Below are 11,017 nucleotides of genomic sequence, written 5' to 3'. Positions count from 1 at the left end.
CCGAGGTGGGTTGCCCCCTGCCGTGACCCCAACACCGGTCCCCGGGCGGGGCCCACAACAGGGCCTCCACGTGGGCCCCACGAATCGCGCTCCCAACCGGGGCCTTCCACGTGGCCCCCACGAAGCGGGTTGCCCATTGCGGCCGGTGCCCCCATCGCGGGGCCCCCTCAGCCCGGGACCCCATCGCGGGACTCCTCAACGCGTGACCCCAACACGGGTCCGGCCCCACAGAAGGGCCTCCAGGCAGGGCCCCACGAAGCGCGCCCCCAACACGTGACCCCCAACCCGGGCGCCCCACGAAGCGGGTTGCCCATTGCGGCCGGTGCCCCCAACACGGGTCCCCTCAGCCCGGGACCCCATCGCGGGACTCCTCAACGCGTGACCCCAACCCGGCACGCACCCCGGCTCGGGGGCGTCGACGCCCGGGTGGGCCGACTCGGCGGGGTGGGGCGGGGGTTGGGGGCTTGGCGTCCGACCTCGGCGTACCGGCCGACGGGGGCGCCGTCCACGGGACGGCGCCCCCGGGCGCGTACGGGTGTCAGACAGCCGTCACGCGGGGCGGCGTACCTCCACGGTGCGGAAGCGGCTGGCCACGAAGGCGCCGTCGCACAGCGCGGCGTTGGCGGCCGGGTTGCCGCCGGAGCCGTGGAAGTCGGAGAACGCGGCGGTCTGGTTGACGTACACCCCACCGGTGAGGTTCAGCGACAGCTGGGCGCACTCGGTCAGGCACACCTCCTCCAGGGCGGAGGCCACCTCGGGGTCGGTGGTGTAGCCGCCGACGGTCATCGCGCCCTGCTCCCGTACGGTGCGGCCCAGCAGTTCCAGGGCGGAGGGGGTGGAGTCCACGGCCACCGCGAAGGACACCGGGCCGAAGCACTCGGACAGGAAGGACCCCTCGGCCTCCGGCTTGGCGCTGTCCAGCTTCACCACCGTCGGGGTGCGGACGGTGGCCTGGGGGAAGTCGGGGTGGTCGACCGGGCGGGAGGCGAGGGCCACCTCGCCGAGGGAGGGGGCCGACTCCAGCCGCTCCCGTACGCCGGGGTTGACCAGGGCGCCCAGCAGGGCGTTGGCCCGCTGGTCGTCGCCGAGCAGCTTGTCGACGGCGGTGGCGAGGTCGGTGACCACCTCGTCGTAGCTCTTGTGGCCGTCGTCGGTCTCGATGCCGCCCCGGGGGATCAGCAGGTTCTGCGGGGTGGTGCACATCTGGCCGCTGTAGAGGGACAGCGAGAACGCCAGGTTGCCCAACATGCCCCGGTAGTCGTCGGTGGAGTCGATGACCACCGTGTTGACGCCGGCCTTCTCGGTGAACACCTGCGCCTGGGGGGCGTTGGCCTCCAGCCAGTCACCGAAGGCGGTGCCGCCGGTGTAGTCGATGATCCGCACCTCGGGGCGGGTGGCGAGCCGCTTGGCGACGCCCTCGCCCTCGTTCTCGGCGACCAGGGTGACCAGGTTGGGGTCGAAACCGGCCTCGCCGAGCACCTCGCGGGCGATCCGTACGGTGAGCGCCAGCGGCAGTACGGCCCGGGGGTGCGGCTTGACCAGCACGGGGTTGCCGGTGGCCAGGGAGGCGAACAGGGCCGGGTAGCTGTTCCAGGTGGGGAAGGTGTTGCAGGCCACCAGCAGGGACAGGCCCCGGGGCACGGCCACGAACCGCTTGGTGAGGTTCAGCGGGTCACGCTTGCCCTGCGGCTTGGTCCAGGAGGCCACCTCGGGGGTGCGGGCCTGCTCGGCGTAGGCGTAGGCCACGGCCTCCAGCCCACGGTCCTGGGCGTGCGGGCCTCCGGCCTGGAGCGCCATCAGGAACGCCTGACCGCTGGTGTGCATCACCGCGTGGGCGAACTCGTGGGTGCGGGCGTTGATCCGGGCCAGGATCTCCAGGCAGACCACGGCACGGATCTCCGGGCCGGCCTCACGCCAGGCGGGCATCGCGGCGCTGGCCGCCGGGAGCAGCGCCTCCGGGTCGGAGTGCGGGTAGGAGATACCCAGCTCCAGCCCGTACGGGGAGGACTCGGTGGCCGTCCAGCCGTCGACGCCCGGCTGGTCCAGCTCGAACCGGTTCCCCAGCAGGGCGTCGAAGGCGGCCTTGCCCTCGGCCGCGCCGAGGGTGCCGTCCTCCCCGTACGCCTTGGGGTGCTCGGGGTGCGGTGACCAGTAGGCGCGGGTGCGGATGGCGTCCAGCGCCTGGTCAAGGGTGGGGCGGTGCTTCTCGATGAGCCACACCGGGGAGAGCGTCGGGGTCATGGAATGACCAACTCCTCGTCGAGCGGGATCGGACAAGGACGCGCCCTCGCGCGCCACCCCACAGATACTGCAACCGAACGATCGGTCGGTGCAAGGGGGGCGGGCCGTCGGTGGCGGGCCCCGGGCCGAGCGCGTGTGCTTTGATCGGGGCCATGGCAGCCAAGCGCGACACCTACACCCCGGACTCGTTGCTCACGGTCGCCGCCCGGGTGTTCAACGAGCGCGGCTACGACGGCACCTCCATGGAGCACCTCTCCCAGGCCGCCGGCATCTCCAAGTCCTCCATCTACCACCACGTGCGGGGCAAGGAGGAACTGCTCCGGCGCGCGATAAGCCGCGCCCTGGACGAGCTGTTCGCCGTACTGGAGGAGCCCACCGCCCGGGAGGGCCGCGCGGTGGACCGGCTGGAGTACGTGGTGCGTCGCACCGTCGACGTACTGGTGGCCGAACTCCCCTACGTCACGCTGCTGTTGAGGGTGCGGGGCAACACCGACACCGAGCGCTGGGCGATGCGCCGGCGGCGGGAGTTCGACCAGCGGGTGGCCGAGCTGCTGCGCCGGGCCGCCGAGGAGGGCGACCTCAGGCGTGACCTGGACGAACGGCTGGCCACCCGGCTGCTGTTCGGGATGATCAACTCCATCGTGGAGTGGTACCGCCCCGGCCACGGCGACCGGGTCGACGGCGGCCAGCTCGCCGACGCGGTGGTCCTCACCGCCTTCGCCGGACTGCGCCGCTGAGCTGCGGCCGGTATCTGGACCGCGGCGGGCGCCTGGCCCGGGCGGGTACGTGTGGCGCCCGGCCCGGACCCCGACCCTTCCCGTCGCCCCGGCCACGAGGGGGCGGACCGAGCCACCCTCCCCGGGACGGCCGTGAGCCCGTGAGCCCGTGAGGTCGGGGCAACGCCCGGCCGGTCCCCGGCCACGAGGGTGGGAGCCGTTCACCCCGAGGGTGGGAACGGTCCGGTCGAGGCCGGCCCGGACCGCCTCCGAGGGTGCTGTAGCCCGGTCCGTGCCGGGGGAGCCGCCCGGCCGAGGGGCCCGTACCGTACCGACGTACGGCCTGGCCTGGGGGGCCGCCGAGCCCCGGCCGGAGGTCGGGTTCCCCAGGTGCGTTCGGATCACGGGGAGGCCCGCGTGTGCCGTGCCTCGCCGCGTTGTCGCTGTGGGCCGCTGTGGGTCCCATCGGCCGTGTCGGCCGCTGTAGGGGGCGGTCGGCGATGTGCCGCGTCGACTCCTCCTCCGCCTTCCTCCGTCTCATCGCGCACGACACCAGAACGCGCTAACTGACCTGCCAAGGCCCCACGACACTCTCTAGCCGCGCTCCCCGGGGGGTCGCAGTTTGGCCTCCACCACCAACAGGGCGTCGTCCACGAACCGTTCGAACTGCTCGTCGCTGCTCAGGACGGGCAGGTCGGCCGCCGCCCGGGAGTGCGGCAGGTCCAGCTCGGGATGGGCGTCCAGCCAGGGGGTCGGTACCGGCTGTTGCATCTGCCGGCGTAGCGGTTCGTCGACCCGGTCGTAGCGGTAGTCCACCAGCAGGACGAAGGCGAAGACGTCCAACAGCAGTCGGCCCCGGACCGCTACCGCGTCCTGGAGGTCCAAGCCGATGGTGTGGAGGAACGCCAGCAACTCCTCGGAGCGCAACAGCCGTCCAGGGTGCAGTTCCTGCGGGGTGACCGTCTCGTCCAGGGAGATCAGGGTGGCCCGGGGGGCCTCGCGGTAGGCGTTCCGGGTGTCCCGGTAGACCCGTCGCAGGGTGCCCCGCCAGTCGTCGGGGTCGAAGGTGTGGCGGGGGAGCCGCTCCATCATCAGCCGGGCCGTGAGGTCCACCACCTCCTGCCGGTCGCGTACGCAGTTGTACAGCGCCCGGGGGGTGACCTTCAGTTCGGCGGCCAGGCGTCGCATGGTCAGGGCGGTGAACCCCTCCTGTCCGGCGATCCGCAGGGCGGCGTGGGCGATCTGGTCCCGGTCCAGCGGGGGGCGCTCGGCGGCCGGAGGGCGGCCTCGGCGGGGGCGGGCGCCTGGTGAACTCATCGCGGGCCGGCTTCCGATGGGGGACGACGGTGGGGCGTCGAGTGTAGGGCGGGTTCGCCCTCCCCGATTAATTACACACACCGTTGATTTATTGGGGCTCCGCTGCCAAAGTAAGGCGACCCTTACCCGCGCCACGGAGGCGGAGCACCGTGAACAGCCCACCCAACCACCGTCCGCCCACCCTGCGTTCGGTGGTCACTGCCCACCAACGGGGCCTGCTGGCCTCGGCGTTGCTGTCCGTCCTGGCGGCCGGCTGCTCCATGGCCCCCTACATCGCCGTCTACCTCACCGCCGCCGAACTCTTCGCCCCCGGACCCGACGGCATTGACCAGGGACACATCGGCCGCGTCGCGGCCTGGACCGCTGTCGCCGTCGTCCTGCGCTCGGTGCTGTCCGGCGCCTCCTCCCACATCGCCCACGTGTCGGCGTACCGCATCCTGGCCCGGCTCCGGCTCGCCCTCGCCGACCAGTTGCAACGCCTCCCCCTCGGCCGGGTCCAGGCCCGCTCCGGCGGCGAGACCAAGAAGCTGCTCCACGACGACGTGGAGCAGCTGGAGGAGGCGCTCGCCCACGGGGTACCCGACCTTGCCGCTGCCGTCGCCGTACCCCTGACCACCACCGCCCTGCTGGTGGCCGTCGACTGGCGGCTCGGACTGGTCGCCCTGCTCGCCCTGGTGCTGCTGCTCGCCGTCTCCGCCACCGGCATGGCCCTGGCCACCAGGAACAACGCCGCCCTGGCCGCCCACACCACGGTGCTCAACACCGCCGTCCTCAACTACCTCCAGGGCATCAAGGTCATCCGGGGCTACCTCCGCCAGGACTCCGGCTACGACCAGGCACGGGAAGCGGTCATCACCGGTGTCGAACTCCAGGACCGCACCCTGCGCAGCCCGGTGCGCTGGCTGGTCAACGCGATGACCGTGGGCACCGGCCTGGCGGTGGCGCTGCTGCTGCCGGTGGCCGGACACCGCTTCGTCGACGGCGGCCTGGGCCTGGACACCCTGGCGCTGTACCTGGTGGTCGGTCTGGGCTACCTCACCCCGGTGATCTCCCTGGTCGGGGTGCTGGCCACGGTGATGGTGCGGGTGCAGTTCTCCGCCACCGCCGTGCGGGGGATGCTCGACGAGGAACCGCTGCCGGTCCCCGCCGAACCCCGGCTGCCCGAGCGGTACGACATCGCCCTGGAGGGCGTCGAGTTCGGCTACGACCCGGACCGCCCGGTGCTGCACGGCGTCGACCTGCGGATACCCGAGGGCACCAGCTGCGCCCTGGTCGGCTCCACCGGCTCCGGCAAGTCCACCGTCGCCCGGCTGGTCGCCCGTTTCTGGGACACCGGCGCCGGACGGATCACCCTGGGCGGGGTGGACGTGAGGGACATCGACCCGGCCGCACTGGCGCGGCTGGTCGCCTTCGTACAGCAGGACGAGTACGTGTTCGCCACCAGCCTGCTGGAGAACATCCGCATCGCCCGGCCCCAGGCCACCGACAGCGAGGTGGTCGCCGCCGCCGAGTCCGCCCAACTCGGGGAACTGGCCGCCGAGTTGCCCCGGGGCTGGGCCACCGAGCTGAGCGCCGGCGGCGGCAACCTCTCCGGTGGGCAACGGCAGCGGATCTCGGTGGCCCGCGCCCTGCTCAAGGACGCCCCGGTGGTCATCCTCGATGAGGCCACCGCCTCCCTGGACGCGCTCACCGAACGGCGGACCCTCCAGGCGGTACGCACCCTCACCGCCGGCCGCACCACCCTGGCCATCGCCCACCGGCTGGACACCGTGCGGGACGCCGACCGGATCGCGGTGATCGAGGACGGCCGGGTCAGCGCCCTCGGCGACCACCGGGACCTGCTCGCCACCGACGAGGGCTACCGCCGGCTGTGGTCCGCGTACCGGGAGGCCACCGGCTGGCATCTGGTCGCCTCCGACCCGGACGCGCCGGACAGTGGCGCGGGGGCGAGGCACGCAGCCGCCGAGGAGGTGCCCGCCGCCACCCCGCCGCTCGACGACTGGACCCGGGCCGCCCGCGAGGTGGTCCGCCCCGGCGTGGGCGGCCTGGGCTTCCTCGCCCAGTGGCGGGCCCTGCTGGGACGCGGCTGGCCCGAGCTGCTGCGACGCGGACTGGTACGGCTGCTGCTGGAGGGCACCGTACGGTCGGTGCCCCTGGCGGCGGTGTTCCTGCTGCTGGACACGGCGGTACGGCAACAGGGCGGCGGCGAGCCGGTCAGCCACGGACAGGTGTGGGCGGTCACCGCGTTCCTCGCGGTCGGACTGGTGCTGCGGCTGGTCACCGCCGACCGGGCCAACGCGGTGGTCTGGCCGGTCGCCAGCCGGGGCAAGGCCGACCTCCAGCTGTCGGTGATCGAGAGGCTCCGCCGGGTCCCGCTCGGCTTCTTCTCCCGCGTCGACAACGGCCGGGTCTCCACCCTGGTGACCAACGACGTGGTGATGGTCGACTTCCAGAACCTGCCGCAGATGCTCGCCGGCGCCCTGCTCCAACCCCTCTACGTCTCCGTGGTGTTGCTGGTCGTCGACTGGCGGCTGGCGCTGGCCGCTCTGGTCGGGCTGCCCCTGTTCGTGGCGCTCACCGCCTGGAGCGACCGCGTCTACCACCGGGTGTTCGCCGAGGTCCACCGCACCCGGGCGGAGACCTCGATGGTGCTGATCGAGCAGGCCAGGGGAGCCGCCGCGCTGCGCGCCCACCCTGACTCCTCCCTCGCCGTGCGCTACCGGGACGCGGTAGAGCGGCTGCGGCTGGCCAGCGTACGGATGTCGGTACGGGCCGCCCCGGTGACCGCCCTGGCCTCTATCGCGGTGGAACTGGGCCTGGTGGTGCTGATCGTGGTGGGCGCGGCGCTCTACGGGTCTGGCTCGGTGTCGGCCAGCGTGTTGCTGATGTTCCTGCTGCTGTCCCTGGTGCTCTACCAGCCGATACAGGAACTCACCGCCCTCGCGGGCTACCGCCGCAACCAGGAGCAGATCGCCCGCAAGATCGCCGAGGTCTGGGACGCCCCGGTGCTCCCCGAACCCGAGCGGCCCGCCCAACCGGTCGACGCCACCCTGGAGTTCGACGCGGTGCGCTTCGGCTACGGGCCGGACCCGACGCGGGACCCGGTGCTGGACGGGGTCGACCTGTGGTGCCGCCCCGGCACCCTCACCGCCCTGGTCGGCGCCTCCGGGGCCGGCAAGACCACGCTCGCCCACCTCGCCTCCCGCCTGTGGGACGTGGATGCCGGGGCGGTGCGCATCGGCGGCGTCGACCTGCGGGACATGGGCAGCGAGCGGGTGATGAGCTGGGTCACCACCGTCTACCAGGACGTGTACCTGTTCGACGGCACCGTCCGGCACAACGTCACCCTCGGCCGGCCGGAAGCCACCGAAGAGGAGGTGTGGGCCGCGCTCGCCGCCGCCCAGTGCGACGACGTGGTCCGGGCGTTCCCCGACGGGCTGGACCACCACCTCGCCGACGGCGGGGCCAGCCTTTCCGGCGGCCAGCGCCAACGCCTCGCCATCGCCCGGGCGTTGCTCAAGGACTCCCCGGTGCTGATCCTCGACGAGGCGGTGGCCGCCGTGGACCCCCGCACCGAGGCCCGTATCCAGGAGGCGCTGGCCCGGCTGGTGGCCGGACGTACCACGCTGGTGATCGCCCACCGGCTGGAGACGGTCCGCGAGGTGGACCAGATCGTGGTGCTCGACGCGGGGCGGGTGGAGGCCGCCGGTACCCACCGGGAACTGGTCGCTGCCAGCCCCACCTACCGGGCCCTGTGGGAGGCCCACACCCACGACCAACCCGACGCCGACACCGAGAGGGAACCGCACCCCGGGTGAGCCGACGGGTCCCGGGTCGCCGCTCGGGGCGGCGCCCGCTCCGGTGAGGTGCCCGCCTGTTCGCTACGGGGACCACCGCCCCCCCGCCCCGGTGAGGTGCCCGCCCGTTCGTGGCCGGGTCGCTGCGCCTAGGCTGCCCCCGACCGCCGCGCACGTGGTGGGCCATCGGTACCGGCAGGGGGGTTCATGGGCGTCTGGGAGATGCTGGCCGTCCTGCTGGCGGGGGTGTTCGCCGGGGCGGTCAACGCCGTGGTGGGCTCCGGCACCCTGGTCACCTTCCCCGTACTGCTGGCCACCGGACTGCCCCCGGTCACCGCCACCGTCTCCAACGCCCTGGGCCTGGTGTTCGGCTCGCTCAGCGGCGCCTTCGGCTACCGCCGCGAACTGCGCGGCCAGGGGCGGCGGGTGCTGCGGTTCGCCGCCGGCGCCCTGTGCGGAGGCTTCGTCGGCGCCACCCTGCTGGTCAGCCTGCCCGCCGACACCTTCGAGACGGTCGTACCGGTACTCGTCACCCTCGCCCTGGTGCTGGTCATCCTCCAGCCCCGGGCCAGCGCCTGGGTACGGCGACGCCGGGAGCGGCAACAGCAGCCGGCCCGGGCGGACGGCGGGGTCCTGCTGCTGGTCGGACTCACCCTCGCCAGCGTCTACGGCGGCTACTTCGCCGCCGCCCAGGGGATCATCTACATGTCCCTGATGGGGGTACTGCTCGACGACTCGATGCAGCGGCTCAACGCGGTGAAGAACGTGCTCACCGCCGTGGTCAACGGGGTCGCCGCCGGGTTCTTCCTGCTGGTCGCCCACTTCGACTGGACGGCCGTCCTGCTGATCGCGGTCGGCTCGGTGCTCGGCGGACAACTCGGCTCCAGCGTCGGCCGACGGCTGCCACCGACGGTGCTGCGGGCGGCGATCGTGGTGGTCGGCGCCACCGCCGTGGTCCAGATGGTGTGGCCCTGACCGTCCCCGCTCAGGGCGCCGGATCCAGGTCGGTCACCTCGAAGGCCAGCAGCGTACGGGTGGACAGCACCCCCGGGATGGACTGGATCTGGTTCAGCACCAGCTCCCGCAGCGAGCGGTTGTCGGTGGCGTGCACCAGCAGCAGTACGTCGAAGTCCCCACTGACCAGGGCCAGATGGGCCGCGCCGGGAAGCTGCTGCAACCGCTCGCGCACCGAGCGCCAGGAGTTCTGCACGATCTTCAGGGTGATGTACGCCGACGCCCCGTGCCCCGCCCGCTCCTGGTCGATCCGGGCGCTGAACCCCCGTATCACCCCGTCCTCGACCAGACGGTTGATCCGCGCGTAGGCGTTGCCCCGGGAGACGTGCACCCGCTCGGCGACCGAACGGACCGAGGCCCGGCCGTCCCGCCGCAACAGCTTGATGATCTCCCGGTCGATCTCGTCCAGCGGACGGGTGGGCGCCACAGGCGCCGAGGGGGCCACCGACTCGGGCACCTGATCGTTGGCCATCTGTTCCTCGGTCATGCCCGACAGCCTTCCCCTCGTGGACGTACGGCTGCCATCACAGAACGGGGGCGGCCGATTGTCCACAGGTTGCCCCCCGCTGTAGCCAAAATGTGCCCCCCGCCCAACAATCGGTAGCGGGGTGCCCCACCCGTACCCCCGGTGTGACCTGCCCTCGTCCGACACACCCCGTCGGACCGGCCCCGGCGCCCGCCCACCCCGCAAGGAGGTGCTCCGATGACGGTCCTCGAACAGTCCGGTGCGTACCAACCGGCACCGCCCCCCGCCTGGCGTCCCCGCCGTGACCCCGAGCCGCTGCTGCCCGACACGGAGCCGTACCGTCTGCTGGGCACCGACACCGAGGTGGACGAGGCCCTGTTGACCCGCCTCTACGGCGAACTGGTCCGGGGCCGGCGCTTCAACCAGCAGGCCACCGCCCTCACCAAGCAGGGCCGACTCGCCGTCTACCCCTCCACCACCGGCCAGGAGGCCAGCGAGGTCGCCGCCGCCCTGGCGCTCACCGAACGCGACTGGCTGTTCCCCAGTTACCGCGACACCCTCGCCGCCGTCGCCCGGGGAGTGGACCCCGTCGAGGCGCTGACCCTGCTGCGAGGCGACTGGCACACCGGCTACGACCCCCGCTCCACCCGGGTCGCCCCGCTGTGCACCCCGCTGTCCACCCAGCTGCCGCACGCCGTCGGCCTCGCCCACGCCGCCCGCCTCAAGGGCGACGACGTGGTGGCCCTGGCCATGGTCGGCGACGGCGGCACCAGCGAGGGCGACTTCCACGAGGCGCTGAACTTCGCCGCCGTGTGGCAGGCCCCCGTGGTGTTCCTGGTGCAGAACAACGGCTTCGCCATCTCCGTACCGCTGGCCAAGCAGACCGCCGCCCCCACCCTGGCCCACAAGGCCGTCGGCTACGGGATGCCCGGCCGGCTGGTGGACGGCAACGACGCCCCCGCCGTGCACCAGGTGCTGACCGAGGCCGTGGAGCGCGCCCGGCAGGGCGGCGGCCCCACCCTGGTGGAAGCCGTGACCTACCGCGTGGACGCCCACACCAACGCCGACGACGCCACCCGCTACCGCGAGAACGAGGAGGTCGAAGCCTGGTTGCGGCACGACCCCATCGCGCTGGTGGAACAGGAACTGAACCGGCGCGGACTGCTCGACGACGCGCTGCGGGACTCGGCCACCGAGTCCGCCGAGGCCATGGCCAGCGACCTGCGGGACCGGATGAACCAGGACCCCGCGCTGGACCCCACGGAGCTGTTCGCCCACGTCTACGCGGAACAGACCGTCCCCCTCCGTGAGCAGGCGGCCCAGCTGCGGGCCGAACTGGACGCGGAGGCCGACAGCGGCGCGAAGGGTGGAGCGCAGTGAGTTCAGCGACCTCAGCGACCTCGGCAAGTTCGGCTACCTCGGCGAAGTCCGCCACGAAGACCGCCGGGAAGACGGCGCCCAAGCCG

The 11,017-nt window shown here is 73.0% G+C and carries 7 protein-coding genes; 4 read left to right on the top strand and 3 right to left on the bottom strand.

Annotation, left to right across the window (positions count from 1 at the left end):
* Positions 1 to 549: 549 nt before the first annotated feature.
* Entirely contained in the window at positions 550 to 2,241 is a 1,692-nt protein-coding gene (gene paaN / locus ABZT14_RS10960; RefSeq protein WP_356299554.1) for a phenylacetic acid degradation protein PaaN, read from the bottom strand.
* Positions 2,242 to 2,393: 152 nt separating this feature from the next.
* On the opposite strand from paaN, the gene ABZT14_RS10955 reads away from it, so the two are divergent.
* Positions 2,394 to 2,978: a TetR/AcrR family transcriptional regulator gene (locus ABZT14_RS10955; protein ID WP_356299552.1), complete on the top strand. Its 585-nt coding sequence runs from the start codon at positions 2,394 to 2,396 to the stop codon at positions 2,976 to 2,978.
* Between the two features lie 573 nt (positions 2,979 to 3,551).
* Here ABZT14_RS10955 and ABZT14_RS10950 read toward each other — a convergent pair.
* Positions 3,552 to 4,274 carry a TetR family transcriptional regulator gene (locus ABZT14_RS10950; protein ID WP_356299550.1) on the bottom strand — a complete coding sequence of 241 codons (723 nt, stop codon included), beginning with the start codon at positions 4,272 to 4,274 and terminating at the stop codon, positions 3,552 to 3,554.
* A 149-nt stretch (positions 4,275 to 4,423) separates the two neighbouring features.
* On the opposite strand from ABZT14_RS10950, the gene ABZT14_RS10945 reads away from it, so the two are divergent.
* Both ABZT14_RS10945 and ABZT14_RS10940 read left to right on the top strand, forming a co-directional pair.
* The gene (locus ABZT14_RS10945; protein ID WP_356299548.1) at positions 4,424 to 8,092 is read left to right on the top strand and encodes an ABC transporter ATP-binding protein; all 3,669 of its coding nucleotides are present in this window, start codon (positions 4,424 to 4,426) and stop codon (positions 8,090 to 8,092) included.
* A gap of 186 nt (positions 8,093 to 8,278) precedes the next feature.
* Positions 8,279 to 9,046, top strand: coding sequence for a sulfite exporter TauE/SafE family protein (locus ABZT14_RS10940; RefSeq protein ID WP_356299547.1), 768 nt, complete (start codon positions 8,279 to 8,281; stop codon positions 9,044 to 9,046).
* A 10-nt stretch (positions 9,047 to 9,056) separates the two neighbouring features.
* On the opposite strand, the gene ABZT14_RS10935 is transcribed toward ABZT14_RS10940, so the two are convergent.
* Positions 9,057 to 9,572, bottom strand: coding sequence for an Lrp/AsnC family transcriptional regulator (locus ABZT14_RS10935; protein ID WP_356299545.1), 516 nt, complete (start codon positions 9,570 to 9,572; stop codon positions 9,057 to 9,059).
* A 216-nt stretch (positions 9,573 to 9,788) separates the two neighbouring features.
* On the opposite strand from ABZT14_RS10935, the gene pdhA reads away from it, so the two are divergent.
* On the top strand, positions 9,789 to 10,931 hold the full coding sequence (gene pdhA / locus ABZT14_RS10930) for a pyruvate dehydrogenase (acetyl-transferring) E1 component subunit alpha (RefSeq protein ID WP_356299544.1): 1,143 nt from the start codon (positions 9,789 to 9,791) through the stop codon (positions 10,929 to 10,931).
* Positions 10,932 to 11,017 lie beyond the last annotated feature (86 nt).

It is taken from the genome of Streptomyces sp. NPDC005438, from assembly GCF_040606315.1.
Taxonomy (GTDB): domain Bacteria; phylum Actinomycetota; class Actinomycetes; order Streptomycetales; family Streptomycetaceae; genus Streptomyces.
Note: the sequence above shows the minus strand (reverse complement) of the source record. Positions and strands in the feature narration are given on the sequence as shown.